Source organism: Cupriavidus mimosae, assembly GCF_023952485.1.
Taxonomy (GTDB): domain Bacteria; phylum Pseudomonadota; class Gammaproteobacteria; order Burkholderiales; family Burkholderiaceae; genus Cupriavidus; species Cupriavidus taiwanensis_C.
Genome location: NZ_JALHRY010000009.1, coordinates 184,507 through 210,944, shown reverse-complemented (window position 1 = coordinate 210,944; position 26,438 = coordinate 184,507). Strand labels below are relative to the sequence as shown.

Sequence of the window (26,438 nt, the reverse complement as noted above, 5' to 3'; positions counted from 1 at the left end):
GTGACTCAGGACGCCATGTCTGTCGATATCGATATCACTCAGTTTTACCAGACCTTCTTCGAGGAAGCGGAAGAGCTGCTCGTTGAAATGGAGCAGCTGCTGCTCGGCCTGGACATCGAGGCGCCCGATGCCGAGCACCTGAACGCCATCTTCCGTGCCGCGCATTCGATCAAGGGCGGCGCCGCCACCTTCGGCTTCGCCGCGCTGACCGAGACCACCCACATCTTCGAGAACCTGCTGGACCGCACGCGCCGGCAGGAACTGGCGTTGACCAGGACCATCATCGACACCTTTCTGGAAACCAAGGACGTGTTGCAAGACCAGCTCAACGCCTACCGCAACGGCACCGAACCCGATCCGGAAACGCTGGCGCGCATCTGCGCCGTGCTGCAGCAGCTGGCGCAGGAAGCCGCAGGCCATGACGCGGCCCCGGCACCCGTTGCGGCGCTGGCGCCCGCGCCTGTCGCGGCCGCCGCGGCCGCGCCCGCCGGCGGTGGCCTGAAGATCCGCCTGATCAAGGTCTCGGCGTCCGACCAGGCGCTGCTGCGCGAAGAACTGGCCAACCTGGGCGAGATCACCGGCCAGCAGGAAACCAATGGCGAACTGGTGGTATGGCTCAACACCCAATGCAGCGCCGACGACATCATCGCGGTGTGCTGCTTCGTGATCGATGGCGACCAGATCGTGATCGAAGCCGCGGCCGATGCGCCGGCGGCGGCGCCGGCCCCGGCAGAGGTTGCCGCGCCCGCGCCCGCGCCAGTGGTTGCCGCGCCCGCGCCGGCTCCCGCCGCCCGCGAGAAGGCCAAGGCCGCCCCGGCCCCCGCGCCCGCGCACGGCGAAGGCTCGATCCGCGTGCCCACCGAGAAGGTCGACCAGATCATCAACCTGGTGGGCGAGCTGGTGATCACGCAGTCGATGCTGGCGCAGACCGCGTCGTCGCTGGACCCGGTGCTGTTCGACCGGTTGTTCTCGGGCATGGGCCAGCTCGAGCGCAATGCGCGCGACCTGCAGGAAGCGGTGATGTCGATCCGCATGATGCCGATGGACTATGTGTTCTCGCGCTTCCCGCGGCTGGTGCGCGACCTGGCCAGCAAGCTCGGCAAGCAGATCGACCTGGTCACGTTCGGCAAGGCCACCGAGCTCGACAAGAGCCTGATCGAACGCATCATCGATCCGCTGACGCACCTGGTGCGCAACAGCCTGGACCACGGCATCGAAACCCCTGACAAGCGCGTCGCCGCCGGCAAGGACGCGACCGGCCAGCTGATCCTGTCCGCGCAGCACCATGGCGGCAATATCGTCATCGAAGTCAGCGACGATGGCGGCGGCCTGAACCGCGAGCGCATCCTGGCCAAGGCCATCCAGAACGGCCTGCCGGTGTCCGAGACCATCACCGACGAGGAAGTCTGGCAGCTGATCTTCGCGCCGGGCTTCTCCACTGCCGAGGTCGTCACCGACGTCTCCGGCCGCGGCGTCGGCATGGACGTGGTCAAGCGCAACATCCAGGAGATGGGCGGGCACGTGCAGATCAGCTCGCGCCCGGGCCTGGGCACCACCATCCGCATCGTGCTGCCGCTGACGCTGGCGATCCTGGACGGCATGTCGGTCAAGGTGGGCGAAGAGACCTTCATCCTGCCGCTGAACTGCGTGATGGAGTCGCTGCAGCCCAAGGCCGAGGACGTGCACACCGCCGCCAACTCCGACCGCGTCATGCACGTGCGCGGCGAGTACCTGCCCCTGCTGGAGATGCACCGCGTGTTCAACGTCGCCAACGCGCTGCAGGAACCGACGCAGGGCATCGCCGTGATCCTGCAGGCCGAAGGCAAGCGCTTCGCGCTGCTGGTGGACCAGCTGATCGGCCAGCACCAGGTGGTGCTGAAGAACCTGGAAACCAACTACCGCAAGGTGCCGTGCATTTCGGCGGCAACCATCCTTGGCGACGGCAGCGTGGCGCTGATCGTCGATGTCGGCGCGCTGCAGCGCACCGGCGTGCGCCGGCAGGAACCGGCGCTGGCGCAGTAATCATCGACAGGAGAACAAGACATCATGGCCGGCATCGGACACATCGATACCCCCGGAAGCGACGCTTCGGGACAGGAGTTCCTGGTCTTCACGCTGGGGTCGGAGGAATACGGCATCGACATCCTCAAGGTGCAGGAGATCCGCAGCTACGAGACCGTCACGCGCATCTCCAGCGCGCCCGATTTCATCAAGGGCGTGACCAACCTGCGCGGCGTGATCGTGCCCATCGTCGACCTGCGCCTGAAGTTCCGCCTGGGCAACGTGCGCTACGACCACCAGACCGTGGTGATCATCCTCAACGTGGCCGGCCGCGTGGTCGGCATCGTGGTCGATGGCGTGTCGGACGTGCTTACGCTGACCGGCGACGCGATCAAGCCCGCGCCGGAGTTCGGCGTGTCGATCTCGACCGAGCACCTGACCGGGCTGGGCACCATCGACGGCCGCATGCTGGTGCTGATCGACATCGAGAAGCTGATGACCAGCCCCGAGATGGCACTGGTCGAAGCCGAGTTCGCCTGATTTCCGCACTGCCGAAGCAACAGCCCATGACGCCGTTCCGCAACGCCGCCCCCGCGCACACCGGCCTGGTCGCCGCGCCGGCCGCCCTGCTGCGGCGCGACGACGCGCGCGACTTTTTGCTGACCGAGCGAGACTTCGAGCAGATCCGCACGCTGATCCACCGGCGCGCCGGCATCTCGCTGGGCAGCCACAAGCGCGAGATGGTCTACAGCCGGCTCGCGCGCCGGCTGCGCACGCTGCAGCTGACCGACTTTGCCTCGTACCTGGCGCTGCTGGAAGCGGATGACCGCTCGCCGGAGTGGGAGTTCTTCACCAACGCGCTGACCACCAACCTGACCTCGTTCTTCCGCGAGGCGCACCACTTCCCGCTGCTGGCGGAGCATGCCAAGCAGGTTGGGCGGCCCTACAGCGTCTGGTGCTCGGCCGCGTCCACCGGTGAAGAGCCGTACTCGATCGCCATCACCCTGGCCGAGGCGCTGGGCGACCGCGCCGGCACCGTGCTGGCCACCGATATCGACACCCAGGTACTGGCCAAGGCCCGCAGCGGCGTCTATTCGGCCGAGCAGGTGGCGCGGCTGTCGCCGGAACGGCTCAAGCGCTTCTTCCTCAAAGGCACCGGCCCGCGCACCGGCTCGGTCAAGGTCAAGCCGGAACTGGCCGCCACCATCGCGTTCGAGCCGCTGAACCTGCTCGCGCCCGACTGGGGCATCCGCGAGCAGTTCGACGCCATCTTCTGCCGCAACGTGATGATCTACTTCGACAAGCCGACCCAGGGCCGCATCCTGGAGCGCTTCGTGCCGCTGCTCAAGCCGCACGGGCTGCTGTTCGCCGGCCATTCGGAGAACTTCTCCTACGTCACGCGCGCGTTCCAGCTGCGCGGGCAGACCGTCTATGAACTGGCACCGGGCGCGCTGTCCGCGGCCGGCCGGGGCAGGCCCTGATGCGCACGCCCCACCTGCCTGAAGCGCTGGCCACGCGCACCTACTTCGACCGCGAGTTCGGCAAGCAGGCCATCAAGCTGCTGCCCAACGAGTACTACGTGACGCGCGAGGACGTGGTGCTGACCACCGTGCTGGGCTCTTGCGTGGCCGCCTGCATCCGCGACGAGGTGGCCGGCGTCGGCGGCATGAACCACTTCATGCTGCCGGACGACGACGGCAGCGCCGACCGCATGCTGTCGGCATCGATGCGCTATGGCAGCTATGCGCTGGAAGTGCTGATCAACGAACTGCTCAAGATGGGCGCGCGCCGCGAGCGGCTCGAGGCCAAGGTCTTCGGCGGCGGCGCGGTGCTGGCCAACATGACCACGCTGAACATCGGCGACCGCAACGCGGACTTCGTGCTGCGCTACCTGAAGGCCGAAGAGGTGCGCGTGGCGGCGCAGGACCTGCGCGGCCCGCATGCGCGCCGCGTCAGCTATTTCCCGATCGGCGGGCTGGCGCTGGTGCGCCGCCTGACGCGGCAGGACGACCAGGTTTCGGTGGCGCGCGACGAACGCGCGCTGGCGCGGGCCATTGCCACCTCGGCGCGCGAACCGTCGCGCTCGCCGGAACTGTTTGCGCGGCAGACGTACTCGCGCCAGCTTCCCTGAAACCCTACAAGCACGACCAATCATGACTGCCGCCAAGATCAAGGTGCTCTGCGTGGACGACTCCGCGCTGATCCGCAGCCTGATGACGGAGATCATCAACAGCCAGCCCGACATGGAAGTGGTCGGCACCGCGCCCGACCCGCTGGTCGCGCGCGACCTGATCAAGCGCCTGAACCCCGACGTGCTGACGCTTGATGTCGAAATGCCGCGCATGGACGGCCTCGACTTTTTGGAGCGCCTGATGCGGCTGCGGCCGATGCCGGTGCTGATGGTGTCGTCGCTGACCGAGCGCGGCTCCGAAATCACCATGCGCGCGCTGGAGCTGGGCGCGGTGGACTTCGTCACCAAGCCCAAGCTGGGCATCCGCGACGGGCTGCTCGAATACACCGACACCATTGCCGACAAGCTGCGCGCCGCATCGCGCGCCCGCGTGCGCGCGGCCACGCCAACGGCCGCGCCCCCAGCCACCGGCACCGCGCCCGTGCCGATGCTGCGCAGCCCGCTGCTGTCGACCGAGAAGCTGATCATTCTGGGCGCCTCCACCGGCGGCACCGAGGCGATCAAGGAATTCCTGATGCCGCTGCCGCCCGACAGCCCCGCGGTGATGATCGTCCAGCATATGCCGGCCGGCTTCACGCGATCATTCGCGCAGCGGCTGGACGGCCTGTGCCGCATCACCGTGAAGGAAGCCGAGCACGGCGAGCGCGTGCTGCCGGGCCATGCGTATATCGCGCCGGGCGACTCGCACCTGCTGCTGGCGCGCAGCGGCGCCAACTACGTCGCGCACCTGTCGCAGGAGGCGCCGGTCAACCGCCATCGCCCGTCGGTGGACGTGCTGTTCGATTCGGCCGCGCAGCACGGCGGCAAGAACGTGATCGGCGTAATCCTGACCGGCATGGGCCGCGACGGCGCGCGCGGCATGCTGCGCATGCGCGACGCCGGCGCCTACAACCTGGCGCAGGACGAGCAAACCTGCATCGTGTTTGGCATGCCGAAGGAGGCGATCGCCGCCGGCGGCGTGCATGAAGTCGTGCCCTTGCCGGCGATGACCCAGCGCGTGATGGCGCGCCTGGCCACGTACGGCACGCGCGCGCAACGCGTCTAGTCGAGCCGGCAAGCCCAAACAACAAAGCCGGACCAACAAGTCATCACTGCATTTACCTGGAGCCCTTAAAGTGGACAAGAACATCAAGATCCTGGTCGTGGACGATTTCCCGACCATGCGCCGGATCATCCGCAACCTGCTCAAGGAGCTGGGTTTCGTCAACGTCGAAGAAGCCGAGGACGGCGCCGCCGGCCTGGAAAAGGCCAAGGACGGCAGCTTCCAGTTCGTGATCTCGGACTGGAACATGCCCAACATGGACGGCCTGTCGATGCTGCAGGCCATCCGCGCCGACGCCAACATCGGCAAGATCCCGGTGCTGATGGTCACCGCCGAGGCCAAGAAGGAAAACATCATCGCCGCGGCCCAGGCCGGCGCCAACGGCTACGTGGTCAAGCCGTTCACGGCCGCCACGCTGGACGAGAAGATCACCAAGATCTTCGAGAAACTCGGCGGCTGAGGCGGAGGCGCGTTTGTCATGACCCCCACCCTGAGCAACGATTCCGCCGAACAACTGATCCTGCGCATCGGCAACCTGACGCGCATGCTGCGCGACAACATGCGCGAGCTCGGCCTGGACAAGGAAATCGAGCGCGCCGCGCAAGCCATCCCCGACGCGCGCGACCGCCTGAACTACATCGCCGCGATGACCGAGCAGGCCGCCGAACGCACGCTCAACGCGGTCGAACTGGCGCAGCCGATCCAGTCCGACATCGAACAGCAGGCCGAAACGCTGGATAAGCGCTGGGCCGCCTGGTTTGAAAAGCCGGTGGAACTGGCCGACGCCCGCTCGCTGGTACTGGACACCCGCGCCTTCCTGTCCGAGGTGCCCGGCCAGGCCCGCGCCACCAACAGCCACCTGCTCGACATCATGATGGCGCAGGACTTCCAGGACCTGACCGGCCAGGTCATCAAGAAGATGATGGACATGATCCGCGCGCTGGAGCAGGAACTGCTGCAGGTGTTGATCGACAACGTGCCGTCAGAGCGGCGCGTGGAAGTGCAGCAGCCGTCGACGCTGATGAATGGTCCGCAGGTGAATCCGGAAGGGAAGCCGGATGTGGTGTCGGACCAGGCGCAGGTGGATGATTTGTTGGCTAGTTTGGGGTTCTAAGGCTTGAATAGCCTGCGGCATTTCGCGGTGCCGCGTGTTTTCTCCCCTCTCCCGCTTGCGGGAGAGGGGCGGGGGGAGAGGGCAGGAGCATCCACGAAGTCAACCGCATCCACACCTGCGCACCCCACTTCATCACGGCAATCCGGCGACGAACGCTTTTTAAGAGTTTGCCCATACTCGCGCTTGCTGCGCCTCTTCATACTGGGCTCGTCGCTGCGTCGTGGCGACCGGGTTTAGCAGCCCGAAAAGAGAGAGCCGAACGTTTGCCTTCTGGCGGTATCCTTACGTCCGCTGTGCCTGCGCACGCCCCTTCTTTGGGCGGGCCCTGGCAGGGGAGCCTTCGGGCTCGCCGGCTTTCGGCTCTTTCCCGGTCTGCTAACCCTGCCTTGGGCCCGCCCACCCCTATCATCCCTAACCATAAAGGTTCAGTCCCGCTCACCGGGTGTTGGGCATTCCCACGCTTCACTTCTTACTTACCCATTCTGGGTGATTGGCTATCTCCAATACCTTCACAATGCAGCAGTGCGCGCGGACCGCGTATGTGGAGGTGCATCATGTATAGCCATACTCATCACGGTATTACGGCGGAACACAATGGTGTCGACATCCTCGTCACCGCCCACATCCCTGGCGAGAATCCGTTGAGTCTTGCGGTGCAGCGGGCGGCGCAGCTTCATGGGCTATTGCTTATGGCTAGTGAGCATGGGGCTGTTAGTTTGGAGGCGGCGGATTTGGAACAAGGGGTCTGGGAGAGCTTGCTTTCCCTAGCCGCCACGCTGGCGCATGAGACGCAGGTGTTGAGTGAGTTGGCTGTGGTGGAGGGGCAGGGGTTGGAGGTTGCCTGACGCTACGCGAGGCGCGCAGTCGTGAAGTTGGCTGCCGCCTCGTCTTGAAAGCACCGGTTCTGAGGGGCGCAGAACGACCCAATTCGGTCGATCAAGAAATCTAGGCCAGATTTCTAACCTCCTAGCTGGAAGCGATTGGCGAGTTCTTCAACGATTGACGCCTGTAGCTTGTCGCGGGAAACCTTGAGTGGATCACGATCCGCGGACGATGCCATCCAACGCTTGAACTCGACAAACGCCGTTGGACTGATTGTTGTCATGCGAGCCATTCGTCCGGTCACGGAAACGATTGGTGTCGAAAAAGGTGCGGCTCCCAGCAAGACATTGGCGCGCCGCGCCTGGACAGCCCAGAGGTCGTCTTCATCGTCGGTGAGTTGAAGCGGGTGGGGATCAAGGTCTGCGGCCTCACGACGCAGGATGTCCACCTCGAACCCTTTTGCGTTTACTGCCGTAAAGAGTTGATCATCCCGAATTTCAAACGTGCTATCTACCTTTCGTAGCACGTCCAGCATCGACAGCTCCAGGTTCTTCATTCGGGAAGCAAACTGCAGGCGCTTGCGCGTATCCCAAAGGAGGTCGACATCGCGCGTTGCGAGCGCGCGTTCTTGCAAGCGAACCCCGGCCGCAGCTTCATATGCGTATAGGGCGTGTGTCCCGATGACGATGAAATGCTCGGCGATATTGAGCCGAGCCATTACCTGCAAGATGGCTACGAGGATGTCGGGCGCGCGTCCGACGCGGACCGCGCGGTTCAGGCGACGATGCCTGTCAAGCTCGTCGGTGAGAGTCTTCAACCTGGTTTCGGCAGCTTCCTTGCGCGTGACGAAGCGGGAATACATCTCCTCGGTCTTCTCGGAACGCACGCCCAGGCTCTTCTGCCTGTTGTCGACGCCAGTTCTAATGAGGTATTCGCGGCCTTTCGTGGTTCGCCATAGCATGCCGCCGCGGACTTCTGCGGCCTTGGCTCGGGCTGATTCCCAAGCTTCGAACACGGCTTTCGCGTCGATGTACTGCCGCAGTGCATCCTCATCCAGCTCGATCCAGGGATCCATGATGTTTCAGTATAAAACTGGGATATCGCTATTTTATACTGAAACTCTAACGTGCCCAGCACACCGTTCATGCCAAGGTTTGATGAGGTGATGTATGGTGCATGTTAATTGTTAGGACTACTGCCGTACTCCCTTGATGTGTCGCTGTCGTTCGCATGCCTCCGGCGGCTTTGCTACTTTGATTTGCTGCTGAACCCCCGCGCGTCCACCGAACCGTACAACCTCGTGACAGGGCAATTAACCCGCTTGCCAGGATTGAGGGATCAATGCTTCGCCATTGCGAAACTCTGGTAGCAAATGCACATAGTCCATTCCCGCGAAAGTCGTCCTAGGCACATGCTCGAACACGATCATCTGAAATTCAGCTTGATATTCGTTATTCATGTGCGCTACGAAGTCGTTGAGAAGCCGGAACGCTATGGATACCTTCTCACTGTCGCTATTGCTCAGAACAACGTCGTCTTTCGGCTTTTCATCAGGGTAGTAAGGGCGACTTGGCTGGTCGATGATGAGGAAGCTGGGCACAAAGGGCGATTTGTGACTGATTGCCACCTCGTGAAGTGCGAGAAACTGCAGCAAGTGCAGGAACATGTGATTCGAACTACTTCCAACGTTCTCGATGAGGCTTGAGCGGGGCTTGCGAAGCCTGAGACGCTTTTCCCCGTATGCAAAATCCGTCTGATAGGCCGAATAGTTCGCAAGCGCGTTGCGGGTGTCGGTCAGGTAACCCTGCGCAATTTCGTTAATCATCGCAATGACAGCCGAGCGAGTCTCGTCGACGTCGCGCACATGAATAGCATCTATCTGCTGTTGCAGCCCATCGGTCGGAATCTGGGATTCCTTTGAAACGGCCGATGGAGCTGCCGCTTCATATGCGCTGAAGCGACCCTTCGCCTCCCCGACGAACAACCACTTTTCCCGCTCCGTAGCAAACGACAGCGGTTCCCGCGGCAGACCAGTAAGTTCCCGCTCAAGCGCGGACCGCTGGAGTTCGAGAGCACGCACCATCGTGCCGATCTGACCGTCAACCGGCTGCTTTGTCGCAGTGGACTTCTTGATCGCCAACAGGTCCGCCTTCAGGCTGCTTATGAGGTCGTCGAATATTTCTGATTTCACCAGCGTCGGCGCCTGTTTGATGAGTTGCTCGATTGGAAGTAGGCTATCTTCGGCTGTTTTCAGGGTGTCCTTGTACGCGCGATACTCCGATGTGAACTGCTTGAGCTTCCTGAGCCGGCGTTCAAGGGAAAATAGCTCGGCGCTCACCACAGCGTGGCGGTCCAAGGCTCGCCCCGTTTCGGCGGAAGCTGCATCGTCAATAGCGCGCCTGACTACTTCGCGCGAGATTGCTTTAGAATTGCCGTCGAAGATTCCGTACGCCGCCGCCTTGGCTGCAATCTCACGAACCTCACTGTCGAAATCGTCGCGTCCCGAGCGAAGCTGAGAGTTCTTCCGTTCGGCTCGCGCGAGCTCCTTTTCCAGTGCTTCCTTGCGTTCGCGTGCGGCCATGTTCGCAAGGTCGTCAATCCCCAGTGCCATGTCGAAGATTCGCGGCAATGCTTCGCGGTAGCGGTCCTCGGACTGCTTGTCGAAAAACACCTTGCTGTTGGTTATTATGTCTTCTGAGATCGTGTTGAAGAGGAAGAAATATCTGAACGACACCTTCGAGTTAGCTCTTAGTGCGCTCCCGCCATAGGGAATGATCACCTTCTCGTCGATTTTGAACTCGGCTTCGAGTATCTCCCTGATATCGTCTTCACGCGCGTTGACAACTGGCGCATCCGGCATACTACCAAGCGACGAAAAATAATACTCATCTGACACGTTGTTTCCACGCGGGCTTTTGCGAGCGAGCGCATAAGTCTTGTCGTTCACATAAAACTTCAGCCCGTACCACTCCACGTTCTCATTGATGACGCTATCTGGGAGCTTGTGTGAACTTGCCAGGAAACAGTAGTCGATAACGTCCAGGAGAGCGCTCTTGCCAGTGTGGCTCTCACCTGAAAGCACATTCACCCTATTTCGAGCGAAAGTGAGACTGCGGCGTTCGCCGCGCTTGGACCACAGCGTGATGGAGTCGAACCCAAAATTCAAAGCTGCACCCTGAAGTTCAAATAAAGTTCTTCAACCGGAGCAGCCAGGATGGCTGCAATATGTCCGGACGCTTTCGCGATTCGCTGTACCCGTTTTCCGAAACTTGCATCGATTTTCGGTGGCCGCCGCAGAACCAGCGTCCCATCAAAGCTTGCATAGCCCGCTGCGACGATCCACTGGATTGCATTCACCGATACGGCAACGCTCTCCTCGAAACGCGAGTTGAAATTCGCAAACAGGTCAGGTCTGTGTGCGACCAAACTTGCTACCTCTCTGAAGGAAACGCTCCCGCTCCCCAGATAGCGAACGGTCGCGTCGTGCATTACAAGCGGCATGACTAGCAGCGCTTTTGAGACGGCCATTCGCTCCGCATGCGCAAGCACCGCCAACATGGCCGTCGCACAAATGCCTGCATTGTTGTAGCCCGACCAGCGCCTAGTCATTGTCAGCCCAATCCCTATGCCAGCCGATACGGCCGATGTCTGAGAGATAGTAGAGTTCCCCATTGCTCAATTGGGTATCAAGCTCGGTACCGCTCAATCTGAAGCGCTCTCGCCTAAGCATCCTAAGCAGCTCAAACGCGGAATCAATGACTTCATCCATGCTCGAGCATTTATCGAACAAGCCGTAAAACTCGTTGTCCCAGCGACTGAAAACCTCATCATGGAAGTCGTCCACCTCGTCGCCGACGATATTTCCCTCCTGAACCCACCTTTCCAGATTTGTCGACAATCGGATCTTCTGCCGCGTGTAGTCCACGGCTCGCTCGCCATCCGCGGCAGAGAGGGCACCAATCTCAATTAATCGTTTGATAAATTTTTGTGCAAATATATCATCAGGCAGCACTGGCTGGAAGCGATAGGGGACGAGCTTCTTGTTTCTTGCGTCCTCGAAGATTTTTCCATATCGCGTGGCGAATTCCTCGAAACTGATGTGCAGCGCCTCTCCGCTTTTCACTGCGAGGAAATTCTCGCTGCTTATGCGGGAATCGAGCCTTTCAAACACAGCGTCTATTTTGTCCGGATCGATGATTTTCTCGCGGATTGATTTCTTGACTCTGCCAATGATGTCATCGACCTCAAGCTCAAGTCGCACATGGTCAAGGAAATCCTTTCGAACGCTTTCCTCAAGGCCATTGACCGACAGGATGTACTTCCTGATGCCCACATCCTGACTTTTTTCAGATAAAGACTTGATATGCGAACTAAGCGTTTCAAATTTGCCGGTTTCCTGAAACTCGATCAGTAGCTTCAGAAATGTATTTGTTTTGCTCAGCGACTTGTTAGAGACGAGATGAAACTCAGTCTTTGCCACAAATGCTCGCTGGGTAGCAACCTCCCCACGACCGTCAACCTTATCGGTAATTACTTGCGACCAGTTATAGAGGGTCTTCCATAGGTCGGTATCCAGTTCAGCCAGTGCGACCGGTGCGCCGGCGGCGTTTGTCTGGACGGTGTGCTTCAACTGATACAAGATGTTGAAATCGGCGTTCAGTTCGGTGTGGACGTCGTCCTTGATTTCAAGGCCAACGGACTGCCCTGTTCCCAGATTCAGAATGCGATAGAGGAAATAGTAGTGTTGGTAGTCAAAACCAATACTTGTGTCCCCGGCGCTGGTCTTCTCGGTAAATGATTTTTCTTCGGCCATGTCCGACGCTCAGTTCTTTTCCTGACTATGCACGACGCCACCGCCCTGAACCCACCCGGAACCAGAATTGTCGCGGCGTTCTCGAAGGCCGGCCCCGCCCCGTACGCGTAGCCGTTAGTTGCTCGATGATACTGCGTTCCTCGGACTTAATGTCCGCCGTCATCAGAATTATCCTTGATCTCCAATATCGCGCATCAAATTGGCTCTACCGTCGAAAGGCGAGAGCTTCCGCCTCCTGCTGTCGGCACACCGACGGAGTTCTACGGCTTAGTCGGTTCGGGCGGCGAGGAGAGCATTGGTTTTTCAAGCCGGAATTCGTACCTGGTAAGGCGGGCAAAGTCACCCAGGCACGTGGTGAACGGCTGTTAGAGGACGGCGACGGCCGAACAATTGAGGCTATACGTTGCGAATGGAAAGGCCGACCCTGGGGCTGGAGCTGATGTCTGAGCGCCCATTTGTCGGTGCCGACGACTGCCCCAGTTTTGCCGACGGCCCCTCCGGTAAACGTACAGTCCGCCGTCCGCCGTAGCCCTCCCACGTCTTCCACGTCGCCCACGACAAAAGTTCTTTGGGCGACTTGGATAATGTGTTTCACGCCTCCACTGGGGTTGCTACGCCATCAGCTGCCGTGTCCTTCAGTGTCTGTACTAGGCCGCGAAGCGCGGGGACTTCTTTCTGGAAGGTCTTCTCCATCCTCTTCACATGTTCAACAAGCCATTGAATCATTTCTGGCCAGCATTCCCGATTATGCCCGTCGAAGGGCGCACCGTACTCAATGATCGAAACCTTTCTGTCGTCCATCCGGCGCCAGGAAAGTGGGGCGCCAAAGTCGGACTGAAGTTGTTGCTGTCGCCCCAACAGAAAATCGAAGAGAGCCTTGTTGACATCCTTTGAACGGGTGCTTAGCACAAACTCCACGCGCGCCTCGTCGCGGTTGAAGATCATGTTGTAGTGAACACCGCTCATACCTGAACCTGCACTGACCCAGTGGTCCTGGCTCGGGCTGACGTTGGTGTATAACTGTACGTTCGCCGCCTGCAGGGCGTCGAGTGCCTTGTGCCAGAATTCGTTGCGCAGCAGATGTCGGGTGGCCTGCCCGCGTTCCGTGGATTGCTCCTCGACTTCCTTCTCCGAGATACCGATCATGAGTTCTTCGGCCTCAGGCAATGGGATGACCTGCTCGACCGTCAGGAAACGCTGACCTTCATCGATAAATGGGGTGGCCCGAAAGCACTTAACAAATACGCGATGCTTCAGAAGCCAAAGCACGGTGGAAGTTACCTCCTTGCGGAAGTGGGCGGCCACCAGAATAAGACGTTGGTCATTGCCTGGATTCAGTACAACTTCGGCAAAGTCTTCTTGCTCGAGGAACTCGCAGATGAGGGCCTTCGCATCCTGACCGGGATTGACCTTGTCCAGATACTTTTGGAAGATCTCGGCGATCTGGGACTTGGATAGGGTGGAGCAGTAGGAGGCGTACTTTAGCGCTTGCCAGACGACGTCCCTGCCCGAGTCATCCAGCTTGTTCTCGATGATGACGAGATTGCCCTGCTTGTCCACTGCGAGAAGATCAAGCCTCTCGCGCGTGTCGTCAAATCCGTCGAATTCCTTCTGGATGATAAGGAGTTCTTCGCCGAGTGCGTCGGGTTGGTTGGCCACCCATTCCTGAAGATGATGCCGCTCGGTGAATCCTAGCTCGGAGAAGCTGACTTCCTTGAGCTTGACGATCCGGTTTGAAGCGCTATCAATCTTGAACATTTTTATTCTGGCGGAAGTAGGTCGCGGAGGAAATTTACACCGACGAATTCCGACTGCATAGCATCCGCGTCAAACAACTTTGAGATACATACCCAATCTTTGTGTGGGAGAAACCCGCGCCGGGCGCTCATTAGGAAGCCGTGCAGCCGAGGCGAGGCCCCGCTGGGCCCCGCTTTAGGCGCCGCTGAGCGACTTGTATCACAACATCTCACGGAATCTGAGAAGTCTTGGATTCGGTGCCAGGCGCCTGCAGCAGGCGCTGTTGATAGTGATCTTCAGAAGAAGCGCTCCGTGAGCAATCGCGCTAAAAAAAAACGCCAACCCTACGGGTTGGCGTTCTGCTTGAGAGCCTACAGAATCAAAACTGATTCATAGTGTTGTCCTTCCCCGCCGCCTTCAGCGCCGCTTCGCCGCTGAAATACTCCTTGTGGTCGTCGCCGATATCCGAGCCCGACATATTCTGGTGCTTCACACAGGCGATGCCCTGACGAATTTCCTTCCGCTGCACCCCAGCCACATAACCCAGCATCCCCTGGTCACCAAAGTATTCCTTAGCCAGGTTGTCCGTCGACAGCGCAGCAGTGTGGTACGTCGGCAGGGTAATCAGGTGATGGAAGATCCCAGCTTCACGCGAAGCATCAGCCTGGAACGTACGAATCTTCTCGTCGGCCAGCTTGGCCAGTTCGCTATCGTCGTATTCCACGCTCATCAGCTGGGCGCGGTCGTAGGCGGAAACGTCCTTGCCCTCGGCCTTCATCGCGTCATACGCCTGCTGGCGGAAATTCAGCGTCCAGTTGAACGACGGGCTGTTGTTGTACACCAGCTTGGCGTTCGGGATGACCTTGCGGATTTCGTTGACCATGCCGGCGATCTGGGCGATGTGCGGCTTTTCGGTTTCGATCCACAGCAGGTCGGCGCCGTTCTGCAGCGCGGTCACGCAGTCCAGCACGCAGCGTGCTTCGCCCGTGCCGGCGCGGAACTGGAACAGGTTGCTGGGCAGGCGCTTCGGGCGCAGCAGCTTGCCGTCGCGCTTGATGATGACGTCGCCATTGCCCAGCTGGTCGGCCGACAGTTCTTCGCAATCCAGGAACGAGTTGTACTGGTCGCCGAGGTCGCCCGGCTTGGCGGTCACGGCGATCTGCTTGGTCAGGCCGGCGCCCAGCGAGTCGGTGCGGGCCACGATGATGCCGTCGTCCACGCCCAGTTCCAGGAAGGCGTAGCGGATGGCGCGGATCTTGGCCAGGAAGTCTTCGTGCGGCACGGTGACCTTGCCGTCCTGGTGGCCGCATTGCTTCTCGTCGGAGACCTGGTTTTCGATCTGGATGCAGCAGGCGCCGGCTTCGATGAATTGCTTGGCCAGCAGGTAGGTCGCTTCGGCATTGCCGAAACCGGCGTCGATGTCGGCGATGATGGGCACCACGTGGGTGACGTGGTTGTCGATCTTCTGCTGGATCGCGGCCTTTTCGGCGCCGGTGGCGGCGTCGAGCTGGCGGAACAGGCCGCCCAGTTCACGGGCGTCGGCCTGGCGCAGGAAGGTGTACAGCTCGCGGATCAGCGCGCTGACCGAGGTCTTTTCGTGCATCGACTGGTCCGGCAGCGGGCCGAACTCGGAGCGCAGCGCGGCGACCATCCAGCCGGACAGGTACAGGTAGCGGCGCTCGGTGCTGTTGAAGTGCTTCTTGATGGAAATCATCTTCTGCTGGCCGATAAAGCCGTGCCAGCAGCCCAGCGACTGGGTGTACTTGGACGAGTCCGCATCGTAGGCGGCCATGTCGGCGCGCATGATCTTGGCGGTGTACTTGGCGATGTCCAGGCCCGTCTTGAACTTGTTCTGCGCGCGCATGCGGGCAGCGTACTCGGGGTTGATGGCATTCCAGGCGCTGCCCTGGGTTTCCTTCAAAGCAGCCACTGCCTTGATGTCGTCTTGATACTGGGCCATGTCAGTTTCCTAAGATAAGGCGCGTTTGAGAAAAATCGTTTGGCGTGCCGACCGTGGTCGAAGCAAACAGCGTGACCTCATTGTAGGGGGATCCGGGTTCGTTGCGGCCATGTCTTATATAAGACATAAGACTTTGTTTTTCCTTATTTTTCAATGGGATAGGCGTTAATTTTCACGATACGGAACGTTTTTTCGCAGAACGAAAGCAGATGCGGCGCTGCGCAACGGCAAGATCCCACGATGTGAAACGCGCTTTCAGTGAGCGGGCAAAGGCCGCTTCAGCGCACCGCGGTTCGGCGGTTTCGTCACTTTCCCGCTAAAGACTCCTGACCGCTGCGCCGTTAACCCCAACAGTCCCTCATTTCCCAAACAGCACCCAATTCCCCCGCCTTTTCGCGCGAATGGGAATCCCACCCCGCTTCGATAATCCCCGCTGACGAATAGCGGCCTGCCGCTTCGCACGGAGCGTGGATGTCCGAAGAAAGCGATCTCGAGAAAACCGAACCCGCCTCACCCCGGCGCCTGGAAAAGGCGCGCGAGGAGGGGCAGGTGGTGCGTTCGCGCGAGCTGGCCACGTTCGTGATGCTGATTGCCGGCGTGACCGGCCTGTGGACGCTGGGCGGCCACCTGGGCCGCAGCCTGAACCAGGTGATGCAGGGGGCGTTGCGCTTTGAGCCGGCCACGGCGTTCGATCCGTCGCGCATGCTGTCGCGCTTTGCGCTGATGGTGTGCGACAGCCTGCTGGCCTTCCTGCCGTTGCTGCTGCTGTTCGGCGTGGCCGCGCTGGCCGCGCCGCTGCTGCTGGGCGGCTGGGTGTTCTCGGCCAAGTCGTTTGCGCCGCAGTTGTCGCGGCTGTCGCCGCTTGCGGGGCTGGGGCGGATGTTCTCGGCGCATTCCTTGGTGGAGCTGCTCAAGACCGTGGCCAAGTCGCTGCTGGTGGGCGCGGTCGGCGCCTGGGTGCTGTGGCGCCGCTTGCCCGAGGCCATCGCGCTGATGAATGCGCCGGTGCAGGAGGCGCTGCTGCACATGGTTGACCTGGTGATGTTCTGCTGCCTGGTGGTGTCGCTGTCGCTGCTGGTGGTGGCGGCCATCGACGTGCCGTGGCAGTACTGGGAGTTCTTCAAGAAGCTGCGCATGACCAAGGAAGAGGTCAAGCAGGAATTCAAGGAGAGCGAGGGCGACCCTCATATCAAGAACCGCATCCGCCAGCAGCAGCGCGCCATGGCGCGCCGCCGCATGATGACGGAGGTGCCCAAGGCCGATGTGGTGGTGACCAACCCCACCCACTTTGCGGTGGCGCTGCGCTATGAGGAAGGGCGCATGGGCGCGCCGCGCGTGGTGGCCAAGGGCACTGGCGACATTGCCGCGCGCATCCGCGCGCTGGCGGCCGAGCACCGCGTGCCGCTGATGTCGGCGCCGCCGCTGGCGCGCGCGCTGCACCGCCATGTCGAGCTGGGCCAGGAAATCCCGGCTGGCCTCTATACCGCCGTGGCCGAAGTGCTGGCCTGGGTCTATCAACTGAAGCACTGGCACTACTCGCAGGGCCCGCAGCCGCAGGCGCCGGCGGACCTGCATGTGCCCGATGAACTCGCCGTACCGGAAATGCGCGAATGAACGCTCTGAGCAACCTCTTCAACCTGCCCGGCTTGCGCTCCGCCGGCCAGCTAAAGGCCATGACGGGGCCGCTGCTGATCATCATGATCCTGGGGATGATGATCCTGCCGCTGCCGCCTTTTGTGCTGGACCTGCTGTTTACGTTCAATATCGCGCTGGCGATCATGGTGCTGCTGGTCAGCATGTATACGCAGAAGCCGCTGGACTTTGCCGCGTTCCCGGCGGTGCTGCTGTTCACCACGCTGCTGCGGCTGTCGCTGAACGTGGCGTCCACGCGCATAGTGCTGCTGGAAGGCCATACCGGCCCGGACGCGGCCGGCAAGGTGGTGGAGGCCTTCGGCCACTTCCTGGTGGGCGGCAACTTTGCCGTGGGTATCGTGGTGTTCGCCATCCTGGTGGTGATCAACTTCATGGTGATCACCAAGGGCGCCGGGCGGATTGCGGAGGTCGGCGCGCGCTTCATGCTGGATTCGATGCCGGGCAAGCAGATGTCGATCGATGCCGACCTGAACGCCGGCCTGATCGACGAAGCCGCCGCCAAGAAGCGCCGTGCGGAAGTGGCGCAGGAATCGGACTTCTACGGCGCCATGGACGGTGCCAGCAAGTTCGTGCGCGGCGATGCGGTGGCGGGCCTGCTGATCATGTTTATCAACGTGGCCGCGGGCATGGTGGTGGGCATGGTCCAGCACGACCTGGACTTCGGCACCGCGGTGCACAACTACACGCTGCTGACCATCGGCGATGGCCTGGTGGCGCAGATTCCGGCGCTGGTGATCTCCACCGCGGCCGGCGTGATCGTGTCGCGCGTGTCGAACGAGCAGGACGTGGGCGAGCAGCTGACCGGCCAGCTCTTCGCCAATCCGCGCGTGCTGTACCTGACCGCGGGCATCATCGGCCTGATGGGCATCATCCCGGGCATGCCGCACTTTGCCTTCCTGCTGCTGGCGGGCGTGCTGGTGTGGATGGGCCGCTATGTCGCGCGCCGCGCAGCCACGCAGGCCCAGACCAAACAGCGCGAGGAGCGCACCCCGGCGGTGGCGCAGGAATCGACCGAAGCCAGCTGGGACGACGTAACGCTGGTGGACCCGCTCGGCATGGAAGTGGGCTACCGCCTGATCACGCTGGTGGATCGCGCGCAGGATGGCGAGCTGCTGGGCCGCATCAAGAGCATCCGCAAGAAGGTGGCGCAGGAGATCGGCTTCCTGGTGCCGGTGGTGCATATCCGCGACAACCTGGAACTGAAGCCCAACGCCTACCGCATCACGCTCAAGGGCGTGGAAATCGGCCGCGGCGAAGCGATGCCGGGCCAGTGGATGGCGATCAATCCTGGCCAGGTCAGCGGCACGCTGCCCGGCGCGGCCACGCGCGATCCGGCCTTCGGCCTGCCGGCGGTGTGGATCGATGCCGGCATCAAGGAACAGGCGCAGGCGTACGGCTATACCGTGGTCGATGCCAGCACCGTGGTGGCCACGCACCTGAACCACCTGATCCACATGCACGCGGCCGAGCTGCTGGGCCGCCAGGAAGTGCAGGCGCTGCTGGACCGCATCGCCAAGGACTCGCCCAAGCTGACCGAAGACCTGGTGCCGAAGACGATTTCGCTCACCGCGCTGCAGAAGATCCTGCAGAACCTGCTGGACGAAGGCGTGCCGATCCGCGACATGCGAACCATCCTGGATGTAGTGGCCGAGCACGCGCCCAAGGTCAGCGACCCCAACGAGCTGACCGCGATGGTCCGCGTGGCGCTGGGCCGCGCCATCACGCAGCAGCTGTTCCCGAACAATGCCGACCTGCAGGTGATCGGCCTCGACGCCGGCCTGGAGCGCGTGCTGTCGCAGGCGCTGACCAACGGCGGCGGTATCGAGCCGGGCCTGGCCGACGCGCTGCTGCAGCAGACCCAGGGCGCGGTCACGCGCCAGGAGCAGATGGGCATGGACCCGGTGCTGCTGGTGCCGTCGCAGCTGCGTCCGCTGATGGCGCGCTTCCTGCGCCGGACCATGCCGCAGCTGCGCGTGCTGTCGCACGCCGAGGTGCCGGACAACCGCAATATCCGCATCACCGCCATGATCGGCGCGTGAGGAGTCAACGATGAGCGTAGCCAAGTTTGTTGCGGCCAACGGCCGCGAAGCCATGCGCCAGGTGCGCGAAGCCATGGGCCCTGACGCCGTGGTGCTGTCGAACCGCACCGTCGAGGGCGGCGTCGAGATCGTCGCCATGCGCGATACGGATCTGGGCAGCGTATCGGCCAGCGCGCAGGTGTATGTGCCGCCGGCACCGGCGCAGGTACCGGCACCTGAGCCCGCGGCCATCGGCGACCTGCGCGGCGAGCTGCAATCGATGCGAGCGATGCTGGAGCGCCAGCTGGCCGGCATCAGCGCCGCGCCGGGCGTGGCCCCGAGCGCGGCAGCGCACGGCGTGGCCGCGAGCGACCCGCTGCGCGAATCGCTGTTCGAATGGATGGTGGGCGCGGGCTTCTCCGGGCAACTGGCGCGCACGCTGCTGGCGCGCCTGCCGCTGGGCTATGACCGGCCCGCGGCAATGGGCTGGATTCGCAGTGAGCTGGCCAGCAAGCTGCCGGTGCTGGCGGACGAGGACAGCCTGTTTGCGCAAGGTGGCGTGCTGGCGCTGGTGGGCCCCACCGGCGTGGGAAAGACTACTACCACGGCCAAGCTGGCGGCGCGCTACGTGCTGCGCCACGGCGCCGACAAGCTGGCGCTGCTGACCACCGACAGCTTCCGCATCGGCGCCCATGAGCAGCTGCGCATCTATGGCGACATCCTCGGCGTGCCGGTGCATGCGGTAAAAGACGCCGCCGACCTGCGCTTCGCGCTGGCGGCGATGAAAGACAAGCACCTGGTGATCATCGACACCGTCGGCATGAGCCAGCGCGACCGCAGCCTGTCGGAACAGATCGCCATGCTGGCCGGCGTGCCTGCGCCGGTGCAGCGTGTGCTGCTGCTCAACGGCGCCAGCCACGGCGATACCCTCAACGAGGTGGTGCACGCCTACCGCCATGACGCCGCGCCGGATGGCGGCGGCATCGACGGCTGCATCATCAGCAAGCTGGATGAAGCGACGCACCTGGGATCGGTGCTGGACGTGGTGATCCGCCACCGGCTGCCGGTGTTCTATGCCTCCACCGGTCAGCGCGTGCCCGAGCATCTGGAGCTGGCCAACAGCGCCGCGCTGGTCGAGCGCGCCTTCCTGACGCCGCGCCGCGGCTCGGTCTTCGCCGATGCCGATGCGGCACGCCGTGCGGCAGCTGGCGTGGGTGAAGAGACCACCGCGCGCGGTGGCGCCACCGATGTGCTGCGCTCGCTGACCGATAGCGCCGATGCGCTCGGCCAGTGCGTGGCCGAACTCAATAACGCGGGCCTGGGCTTCGACCTGGCCCGCTCGCTGTGGCAGCAGCGCGGCGCCGGCGCGCCCGCGCTGCGCGCGATGTCGCAGCAGGTGCGCGAAGCGGTGTGCCGTGACGTGACGCGCCAGTGCGACCAGTATGTGCTGGCCGTCGCCGGCACGCTGCAGGTGGCCGTGCCCGGGCGCCGCTCGCCCCAGCCGATCCAGCACACGCTGTGGCTGGCCGACCGCAACGGCATGCCGCTGGCCGCCGCCGTCACGCCCACTGGCCGTGCCGGCCAGCCGCTGGGTGAAGCCGAATCGGATGCCGCCAACCTGCGCGCCGCGATGAGCGCCGCGCGCAAGGTCGTCAACCTGATCGAGGCAGTGCCGTCCGCCGCCACGCTGGCGCGCTGGCAGCTGGCCGGCGAGCGCTGGGTGGCCAGCGCGCGCAAGACCGCGCGCGTGGTCAGCGCCGGCACCGCGTGGAAGCTGGATGCGCTGGCGGATACGCTGACCTTCCATGCCGTCGGCGAAGACACCGTGCGCGAGCGCGATGCCGTGCGCTGGCTGGCAACCGCCGAGGTGCGCGTGCCGGACAGCCCGGTGCGCGGCAAGGGCACGCCCGAGGGCGGCATCGACGCCTGCCTGGTGGTGGCCCGCCTGGCCGACCGCGCCACCGGCGAGCTGCTCGATACGCGCTACCTGCTGTGCGATCCGGCGCTGGCGCAGGATGCCGCGCAGGTGGCCCGCTGGGCCTTGTGGACCGACGCGGCCGAGGCCGGCCTGCGCACGCTGCGCCACGCCATCGATCATTTCGCGCAGGACGCGGGGGATGCGCACGATGCCGCCGCCGTGGCCGCGCTGCAGCTGGGCTTGTCGGTGCTGCGCCTGGAACACGCTCCCACCGCGGCCGCGCCCGCGTTCCTGGCGCGCCTGGCCGGCCGTACGGTGCGCCCGGGCGTGCCAGTGCCGGGCATCGTGCTCAATGAAGGCATGGGCCGCATGCTGGCGCTGCTCGACGTGCTGGAAAACTATCCGGGCCGCGGCAACGTCGCGCCCGCTGCCGCCGCGGAGGCCCTGCAGTGAGCACCCTCGCCATGGACCAGGCCGCGAGCCTGCGCCGCATGCTGGCGCCGCGCACCACGCGCCGCATCGCCGTGCTCGCCAGCGAACGCGGCGCCGGCGCGACTACCGTGGCGCTGGGTTTGTCGCATGCGCTGGCGATGCAGGGCGAGCGCGTGCTGCTGGTCGACGAAGACACCAATGCTTGTGCCACGCGCTTGTCCGGCGCCAGGCCGGCGGGCACGCTGGCTGACGTCCACGCGCGCCGGCTGTCGCTCGATGCGGCGGCGGGCGTGAGCCCGCAAGGCGTGCTGTCGGTACTGCCGGCGGGCCGGCCGGTGCCGGGCGCTGCCTTGCCGCCGGCGGCGACGAACGATTTCCGCAGCGTGCTGGTCGATGCCGGCCTCGATGCCGACGGCGCGCTGTCACCGCTTGCGGGCGATGCGCACAACGTGCTGGTGGTGATGCGCCCGGAGCTGGCGTCGATCACCGCCGCCTACGCCTGCATCAAGCGGCTGCACCACCTGTATGCGTGGCGCCAGTTCCACCTGATCGTCAACCTGGCGGCCAGCGAAGCCACGGTGCAGGCCATCCTGCGCAACCTGGCGCGCACCGCCAGCCAGTACCTTGGCGTCGAAGTGCTGTGCGCGGGCTGGCTGCCGGCGGACCCGCTGGTGGCGCGTGCCGCGCAGCTGGGCCGCTGCGTGGTCGATGCCTTCCCGGCGGCGCCGGCCACCGCGGCCCTGCGCCGCAGCGCCGGCGGTATCGGCGCCTGGCCGCTGCGCACAGACGCCGCGATGCCCGCCGCCGCCCACGCGTTGGCCTGAGCCTGTCAGCCATGCCACCCGAAACCACCACACCCTGAGCCAGCCGGCACGCCAAGGCGTACCGGTCCAGCCATCCAGCAGTCACGAGAATTGCACCATGTACACGATCCAGGGAAAGCTCGAACAGGCCGATGTGGTCAAGGCGCACGCCCAGCTGGTGCGCCGCATCGCGCTGCAGCTCGCCGCCCGGCTGCCCGCCAGCGTGCAGATCGACGACCTGATCCAGGCCGGCATGATCGGCCTGCTCGACGCCGCCAAGCGCTATGAAGACACTCACGGCGCGCGCTTCGAGACCTACGCCAGCCAGCGCATCCGCGGCGCCATGCTCGACGAAGTGCGCGCCAACGACTGGCAATCGCGCAGCCTGCGGCAGTTCACCCGCCGCATCGAACGCACCCAGCGCAACCTGGAACAAAAGCTCGGCCGCACGCCGATCGACTCCGAAGTGGCCGAGGCCATGGAGATGCCGCTGGACGAATACCAGTTGCTGCTCAACGAGGTCTATGGCTGCCAGCTGCTGCACTATGAAGACTTCGAGCGCTCCGGCGAAGAAGACTTCCTCGACCGCCACCTCGGCGGCAGCGACGACGGCAACCCGCTGACCGTGCTGATGGAAAGCGGCATGCGCGAGGCACTGGTCCGCGCCATCGAACGCCTGCCCGAGCGGGAAAAGCTGGTGCTGTCGCTGTGCTACGACCAGGAACTGAACCTGCGCGAAATCGGCGCGGTGCTCGAGGTGACCGAGTCGCGCGTATGCCAGATCCGCGGCCAGGCCATCAACCGGCTGCGCAGCCAGTTGCGCGGCCTGCTGTGATGCCCGGCACGGCGCGCGCCGCGCGTGGCGCCTGCTGGCTGCTGGCCGCGGTATCGGCGTGCGCGTGGGCCGCGTTCGACGCCGGCACCCGCCACGCCTGGACCGGCTCGGTCAACGGCCCGGCCCTGCACGGCCGCGGCCAGCGCGCGGTATCGCCGCCGATCCTGCCCACCGGCGTATTGCCGCAATCGGAAGGGGTCATTACCTCCGTGCGCTGGCGCTACAGCTTCGCCAAGACGCCGCCGGCGGAACTGCAGGCCTACCTGTGCAATGCGCAACGCTGCGTGCTGCTGCCGCAGGCCGAGGGCAAGACCGATGCGTTCTTTGGGGACGATGCCACCAAGGGGTTCGTGTTTGCGTTCCGGGTGCCGGGGCAGGGGAGCCTGGTGCCGGTGTTGCAGGGGCGGAGTAATGAGGTGGTGGTGGGGTTTCGGTAGGACCTTGCTGCTTCTGGCACACGCAATTTTCAATCGAGCATTCCGATTCCCGCTTGTGTTCTCCCTCTCCCGCTCGCGGAAGAGGGCTGCGGTGAGGGCGCGCGCACCGATTCGGCGAGGTCGCTGATCATTCGACAGCCTCTAGATACGGACGCATGACGTTGGCGACACGGCAAAGCTTGGCATAGCGCCAGAGGTCGTCCGCCGATGCCTTCTGCTGTGCGCGCGCATCCCTGAGGGCTTCCAGTGCCACGTCGAGGCCTACCTTGTTGCGGTGCTTGAAGCAATCTGCAACCGTTCGGGCGACGCTATAGACCCGCAGCGGAATTCCGTCGCGCTCGACCACGTCAATGCCTGCCGAGAAGATGTCGTCGGCAACCTGGATCATCTTGATCGGTGGGAAATCGATTCTTGGCGCATGGCTGCCTCGCGGCATCGCAATCCAGACTTCGCCCGGAAGTTGCGTGGTCAGGCCATGGAACTGGAGCGCTGTCAGCAGGCAGAAGACAGCTTGCGGCACCCGGGTGGCAATGGCGGCAAGGCCCTCGTGCTCCGAGCGTGGATCATTCGACAGCCGGTAGATGCCCCGATCGATTCTTTCGAGCAGCCCGGCGCCGACCATGCGGCTCAGGATGACCCGCGGGACTTCGATGTTGTCGAGATCGGCGGGACGCAGCATGCCTTTCCTGGAGGCCAGGTCAAGGACGCGTTGAGTTTGGCGGTTGTGCGGCATGACGGCACAGTATGTTCCGTTTTTTCGTTGGTTTCAAACAAGTGACGAAAAAATGGAACATTTTTGTGACCGCAGGCCTGCGGTGTGAGACGTGCTTACCCCGCCGCCAGACTAACCCCACCCACGCCCGCCGCCGCCTTCCCATCCTTCCCATACAACCCCGCATCCCCGCCACTATGCTGGCGCAGCGCCTGGATGGCTTCACGGGTGAAGTCGAGATGGGCGTCCACCACCGCCCCGTTGAGCGCATTGGCGTCACGCGCGGTGCGGGCCGCAAAGATCAGCCCGCGCCAGGCATCGGCCACGGCCGGTTCGACCTGGCGGCCGAGCAACTGGCCTTCTGGGCCCGCGCGCAGGCCCAGCGCGCCCATCTGGGCTTCGCGGGCCTTGAGCTGGCGGGACAAAGCCTGGCCCAGTTCGACCTTGCGCGTCAGCAGCCCGCTGAGGGACTGGAAGTTGCCCCGCTTGAGGGCGTCGCGCTCTTCGGCGAGGAGTTGGCCGAAGGCCTGGATGCCTTCGGTTTCGCGCTGCAGGGACTGGATCAGGCTCTGGCTCATGATGGCTATCTGGGGTCGGCCTGGCCGAGCTCGCGCAGGGTGGCGAGCAGGCCATCGGCAATCTTGCCCGGGTCGATGCGGATCCGGCCTTCGGCAATGGCCTGGCGGATCTCTTCGACCTTGGCGGTATCGATATCGTCGTCAGCCGGCTGGGCCAGGCGGGTGCTGATGTCGCGCACCTGGGCGGCCAGCGGGCTGACGCTCAGGCCGGCCGACGGCGTGGCCGCTGCGGCGGCGGCCGGGGCGGCATGGGGCCGGGCGGCGTCGCCAGCGGCGGCGTCGGCGGGCCGGGACGAGGTGGAGTGGTTGATCTTCACGGGGCGATCCTTGCTGGTTTCCTATGGCATTACGGACGCGCCGGCGAATTCTTTAGGGCGCCTGGCCCGGATTCGCTGCACGGCGGCTGCGGCGGCATTTTCGCACGCCGCCTGCCCCGGGATTCCAGTCAATTCAGCCACGATTACAGCACCTGGCGCACGCTCATTGCAGCACCACGGTGTCGCCGCTGCGCACCAGGCCATTGACCACCTGGCCGTTGCGCAGCCGTACTTGCACGGTATTGCCGGTGGCGGCGTCGGCCAGCACCTTGCCTTCGCTGGTGATCTGGAAGGCCTCGCCCTCGACCGCCACGGTGACGGTCTGGCCTTGGCGCACGGCGATGGCCTTGCGCAGCAGGTCGGTGCGCAGCGGCGAGCCGGCGGCGATGCGGTTGGCGGTGACGGCCCCGGCAAGCTGCGCCGGATCGGTGATCACCGCGCGCGGCAGCGCGCCGAGGTCACCCTGGCGGATTTCGACATCGGCCTGGCCAACCGGCTCGCCCGGGCCCAGCGCGCGCGCGGCCACGTAATAGTCGGTCAGCACCGAGACGCGCGCCTGCATGTAGCGCACCCAGGGCCGCTCGCCGCCGCAGCGCACGCCTACCGAGACGCGTCCCCACGGCGAAGCGCCGGCGGGCAGGAACGGATCGGGCGCGATGCATTCGGGCGCGCGCCCGCCTGACGGCGGTGCCACCTGCACGCTGACCTTGCCCGGCAGGCCGGCGGTCTGCTGCTGCAGGAAGCGTTCGACGGCGACCCGCGCGGGGTCTTCGGTGAAGGGGCTGGCTGCACCGTGCGCGGCCGGCGCCTGCATGGCCACTGGCGTTACTTGCGCCGGCGCGGCGCCGATGGCGCCAGGCAGGCAAGCGCCCAGCAGGCAAGCGCCAAGAGCGGCTTGCGCCAGGCGGCGCGCGTTGCGGCAATGCTGTTTCATCTGGACTTCCCGGCAAGGACGGCGCACGGCCCCGTGACTGGCTGCGCGCGCCGTATACATCTGTCATCGGGGCCCATTGTAGGCAGCGCTTCGCGCGCGGGCGGGCCGAAATGCGCGGATT

Annotated in this window: 24 protein-coding genes; 14 read left to right on the top strand and 10 right to left on the bottom strand. The window is 63.9% G+C overall.

The annotated features are described in order from the left end of the window. The first annotated feature begins 15 nt into the window (after positions 1–15). The 8 genes from cheA (at position 16) to MKD50_RS18315 (ending at position 7,193) form a co-directional block, all read left to right on the top strand. Complete coding sequence (cheA, locus tag MKD50_RS18350) at positions 16–2,022, top strand: chemotaxis protein CheA (protein ID WP_252668100.1); 2,007 nt, start codon at positions 16–18, stop codon at positions 2,020–2,022. 24 nt (positions 2,023–2,046) lie between these two features. Then, positions 2,047–2,541, top strand: a complete 495-nt coding sequence (locus MKD50_RS18345; protein ID WP_115682254.1) for a chemotaxis protein CheW — start codon at positions 2,047–2,049, stop codon at positions 2,539–2,541. 26 nt (positions 2,542–2,567) lie between these two features. Next, a complete protein-coding gene (locus MKD50_RS18340; protein WP_172581806.1) occupies positions 2,568–3,482 on the top strand; it encodes a CheR family methyltransferase in 915 nt (304 codons plus the stop codon). Beyond that, the gene (gene cheD, locus MKD50_RS18335) at positions 3,482–4,132 is read left to right on the top strand and encodes a chemoreceptor glutamine deamidase CheD (protein ID WP_252668098.1); all 651 of its coding nucleotides are present in this window, start codon (positions 3,482–3,484) and stop codon (positions 4,130–4,132) included. The genes MKD50_RS18340 and cheD overlap by 1 nt, the downstream gene beginning before the upstream one ends. 22 nt (positions 4,133–4,154) lie before the next feature. After that, positions 4,155–5,237, top strand: coding sequence for a protein-glutamate methylesterase/protein-glutamine glutaminase (locus tag MKD50_RS18330; protein WP_252668096.1), 1,083 nt, complete (start codon positions 4,155–4,157; stop codon positions 5,235–5,237). Positions 5,238–5,307: 70 nt separating this feature from the next. Further along, positions 5,308–5,694, top strand: coding sequence for a chemotaxis response regulator CheY (gene cheY, locus MKD50_RS18325; RefSeq protein ID WP_018004712.1), 387 nt, complete (start codon positions 5,308–5,310; stop codon positions 5,692–5,694). Between the two features lie 18 nt (positions 5,695–5,712). Then, positions 5,713–6,348, top strand: a complete 636-nt coding sequence (gene cheZ / locus MKD50_RS18320) for a protein phosphatase CheZ (protein WP_062802335.1) — start codon at positions 5,713–5,715, stop codon at positions 6,346–6,348. Positions 6,349–6,902: 554 nt separating this feature from the next. Continuing rightward, a complete protein-coding gene (locus MKD50_RS18315) occupies positions 6,903–7,193 on the top strand; it encodes a hypothetical protein (RefSeq protein WP_252668095.1) in 291 nt (96 codons plus the stop codon). Between the two features lie 113 nt (positions 7,194–7,306). Here MKD50_RS18315 and MKD50_RS18310 read toward each other — a convergent pair whose 3' ends face one another. From MKD50_RS18310 to MKD50_RS18285, 6 genes are all read right to left on the bottom strand, one after another. Then, positions 7,307–8,245 carry a GSU2403 family nucleotidyltransferase fold protein gene (locus MKD50_RS18310; protein ID WP_252668094.1) on the bottom strand — a complete coding sequence of 313 codons (939 nt, stop codon included), beginning with the start codon at positions 8,243–8,245 and terminating at the stop codon, positions 7,307–7,309. 237 nt (positions 8,246–8,482) lie between these two features. Then, entirely contained in the window at positions 8,483–10,336 is a 1,854-nt protein-coding gene (locus MKD50_RS18305) for a DUF3732 domain-containing protein (protein WP_252668093.1), read from the bottom strand. Then, positions 10,333–10,779 carry a three component ABC system middle component gene (locus tag MKD50_RS18300; RefSeq protein ID WP_252668092.1) on the bottom strand — a complete coding sequence of 149 codons (447 nt, stop codon included), beginning with the start codon at positions 10,777–10,779 and terminating at the stop codon, positions 10,333–10,335. Before MKD50_RS18300 ends, MKD50_RS18305 begins: the two co-directional genes overlap by 4 nt. Next, positions 10,772–11,983 (bottom strand): ABC-three component system protein, encoded by a 1,212-nt coding sequence (locus MKD50_RS18295; RefSeq protein ID WP_252668091.1) that lies wholly within the window; start codon positions 11,981–11,983, stop codon positions 10,772–10,774. Before MKD50_RS18295 ends, MKD50_RS18300 begins: the two co-directional genes overlap by 8 nt. A 591-nt stretch (positions 11,984–12,574) precedes the next feature. Beyond that, a complete protein-coding gene (locus MKD50_RS18290) occupies positions 12,575–13,741 on the bottom strand; it encodes a DUF4268 domain-containing protein (RefSeq protein ID WP_252668090.1) in 1,167 nt (388 codons plus the stop codon). Between the two features lie 358 nt (positions 13,742–14,099). After that, positions 14,100–15,680: an isocitrate lyase gene (locus MKD50_RS18285; protein ID WP_252668088.1), complete on the bottom strand. Its 1,581-nt coding sequence runs from the start codon at positions 15,678–15,680 to the stop codon at positions 14,100–14,102. 471 nt (positions 15,681–16,151) lie between these two features. Between MKD50_RS18285 and flhB the strand changes: the two genes are divergently transcribed. From flhB to MKD50_RS18255, 6 genes are all read left to right on the top strand, one after another. After that, positions 16,152–17,294 carry a flagellar biosynthesis protein FlhB gene (gene flhB, locus MKD50_RS18280; protein ID WP_252668086.1) on the top strand — a complete coding sequence of 381 codons (1,143 nt, stop codon included), beginning with the start codon at positions 16,152–16,154 and terminating at the stop codon, positions 17,292–17,294. Beyond that, the gene (gene flhA / locus MKD50_RS18275; protein WP_252668084.1) at positions 17,291–19,372 is read left to right on the top strand and encodes a flagellar biosynthesis protein FlhA; all 2,082 of its coding nucleotides are present in this window, start codon (positions 17,291–17,293) and stop codon (positions 19,370–19,372) included. Before flhB ends, flhA begins: the two co-directional genes overlap by 4 nt. A gap of 10 nt (positions 19,373–19,382) precedes the next feature. Further along, entirely contained in the window at positions 19,383–21,722 is a 2,340-nt protein-coding gene (gene flhF, locus MKD50_RS18270) for a flagellar biosynthesis GTPase FlhF (RefSeq protein WP_252668082.1), read from the top strand. A gap of 11 nt (positions 21,723–21,733) precedes the next feature. Continuing rightward, positions 21,734–22,525: a MinD/ParA family ATP-binding protein gene (locus tag MKD50_RS18265; RefSeq protein ID WP_252668166.1), complete on the top strand. Its 792-nt coding sequence runs from the start codon at positions 21,734–21,736 to the stop codon at positions 22,523–22,525. 97 nt (positions 22,526–22,622) lie between these two features. Continuing rightward, positions 22,623–23,339, top strand: a complete 717-nt coding sequence (locus tag MKD50_RS18260) for an RNA polymerase sigma factor FliA (RefSeq protein WP_115699513.1) — start codon at positions 22,623–22,625, stop codon at positions 23,337–23,339. Then, a complete protein-coding gene (locus MKD50_RS18255) occupies positions 23,339–23,776 on the top strand; it encodes a flagellar protein FlhE (protein ID WP_252668080.1) in 438 nt (145 codons plus the stop codon). Before MKD50_RS18260 ends, MKD50_RS18255 begins: the two co-directional genes overlap by 1 nt. A gap of 127 nt (positions 23,777–23,903) precedes the next feature. On the opposite strand, the gene MKD50_RS18250 is transcribed toward MKD50_RS18255, so the two are convergent. The 4 genes from MKD50_RS18250 to flgA all read right to left on the bottom strand — a co-directional run bounded on the left by MKD50_RS18250 (position 23,904) and on the right by flgA (position 26,317). Then, entirely contained in the window at positions 23,904–24,509 is a 606-nt protein-coding gene (locus MKD50_RS18250) for a type IV toxin-antitoxin system AbiEi family antitoxin domain-containing protein (protein WP_256503768.1), read from the bottom strand. A 95-nt stretch (positions 24,510–24,604) separates the two neighbouring features. After that, entirely contained in the window at positions 24,605–25,066 is a 462-nt protein-coding gene (locus MKD50_RS18245) for a flagellar protein FlgN (protein ID WP_252668078.1), read from the bottom strand. A gap of 5 nt (positions 25,067–25,071) precedes the next feature. Further along, positions 25,072–25,383 carry a flagellar biosynthesis anti-sigma factor FlgM gene (flgM, locus tag MKD50_RS18240; RefSeq protein ID WP_252668077.1) on the bottom strand — a complete coding sequence of 104 codons (312 nt, stop codon included), beginning with the start codon at positions 25,381–25,383 and terminating at the stop codon, positions 25,072–25,074. Between the two features lie 163 nt (positions 25,384–25,546). Continuing rightward, positions 25,547–26,317 (bottom strand): flagellar basal body P-ring formation chaperone FlgA, encoded by a 771-nt coding sequence (flgA, locus tag MKD50_RS18235; RefSeq protein ID WP_252668076.1) that lies wholly within the window; start codon positions 26,315–26,317, stop codon positions 25,547–25,549. Between the last annotated feature and the right edge of the window lie 121 nt (positions 26,318–26,438).

Excerpts from the sequence above, each read along its gene's own strand:
- MKD50_RS18345 (WP_115682254.1), top strand. The coding sequence starts at position 2,047 with ATGGCCGGCATCGGACACATCGATACCCCCGGAAGCGACGCTTCGGGA.
- MKD50_RS18250 (WP_256503768.1), bottom strand. The coding sequence starts at position 24,509 with ATGCCGCACAACCGCCAAACTCAACGCGTCCTTGACCTGGCCTCCAGG.
- MKD50_RS18265 (WP_252668166.1), top strand. The coding sequence starts at position 21,734 with ATGGACCAGGCCGCGAGCCTGCGCCGCATGCTGGCGCCGCGCACCACG.
- cheZ (WP_062802335.1), top strand. The coding sequence starts at position 5,713 with ATGACCCCCACCCTGAGCAACGATTCCGCCGAACAACTGATCCTGCGC.
- MKD50_RS18295 (WP_252668091.1), bottom strand. The coding sequence starts at position 11,983 with ATGGCCGAAGAAAAATCATTTACCGAGAAGACCAGCGCCGGGGACACA.
- MKD50_RS18315 (WP_252668095.1), top strand. The coding sequence starts at position 6,903 with ATGTATAGCCATACTCATCACGGTATTACGGCGGAACACAATGGTGTC.
- cheA (WP_252668100.1), top strand. The coding sequence starts at position 16 with ATGTCTGTCGATATCGATATCACTCAGTTTTACCAGACCTTCTTCGAG.
- cheD (WP_252668098.1), top strand. The coding sequence starts at position 3,482 with ATGCGCACGCCCCACCTGCCTGAAGCGCTGGCCACGCGCACCTACTTC.
- MKD50_RS18330 (WP_252668096.1), top strand. The coding sequence starts at position 4,155 with ATGACTGCCGCCAAGATCAAGGTGCTCTGCGTGGACGACTCCGCGCTG.
- MKD50_RS18300 (WP_252668092.1), bottom strand. The coding sequence starts at position 10,779 with ATGACTAGGCGCTGGTCGGGCTACAACAATGCAGGCATTTGTGCGACG.
- MKD50_RS18245 (WP_252668078.1), bottom strand. The coding sequence starts at position 25,066 with ATGAGCCAGAGCCTGATCCAGTCCCTGCAGCGCGAAACCGAAGGCATC.
- MKD50_RS18290 (WP_252668090.1), bottom strand. The coding sequence starts at position 13,741 with ATGTTCAAGATTGATAGCGCTTCAAACCGGATCGTCAAGCTCAAGGAA.
- MKD50_RS18340 (WP_172581806.1), top strand. The coding sequence starts at position 2,568 with ATGACGCCGTTCCGCAACGCCGCCCCCGCGCACACCGGCCTGGTCGCC.
- flhB (WP_252668086.1), top strand. The coding sequence starts at position 16,152 with ATGTCCGAAGAAAGCGATCTCGAGAAAACCGAACCCGCCTCACCCCGG.
- flhA (WP_252668084.1), top strand. The coding sequence starts at position 17,291 with ATGAACGCTCTGAGCAACCTCTTCAACCTGCCCGGCTTGCGCTCCGCC.
- MKD50_RS18255 (WP_252668080.1), top strand. The coding sequence starts at position 23,339 with ATGCCCGGCACGGCGCGCGCCGCGCGTGGCGCCTGCTGGCTGCTGGCC.
- MKD50_RS18285 (WP_252668088.1), bottom strand. The coding sequence starts at position 15,680 with ATGGCCCAGTATCAAGACGACATCAAGGCAGTGGCTGCTTTGAAGGAA.
- flhF (WP_252668082.1), top strand. The coding sequence starts at position 19,383 with ATGAGCGTAGCCAAGTTTGTTGCGGCCAACGGCCGCGAAGCCATGCGC.
- MKD50_RS18260 (WP_115699513.1), top strand. The coding sequence starts at position 22,623 with ATGTACACGATCCAGGGAAAGCTCGAACAGGCCGATGTGGTCAAGGCG.
- flgA (WP_252668076.1), bottom strand. The coding sequence starts at position 26,317 with ATGAAACAGCATTGCCGCAACGCGCGCCGCCTGGCGCAAGCCGCTCTT.
- MKD50_RS18310 (WP_252668094.1), bottom strand. The coding sequence starts at position 8,245 with ATGGATCCCTGGATCGAGCTGGATGAGGATGCACTGCGGCAGTACATC.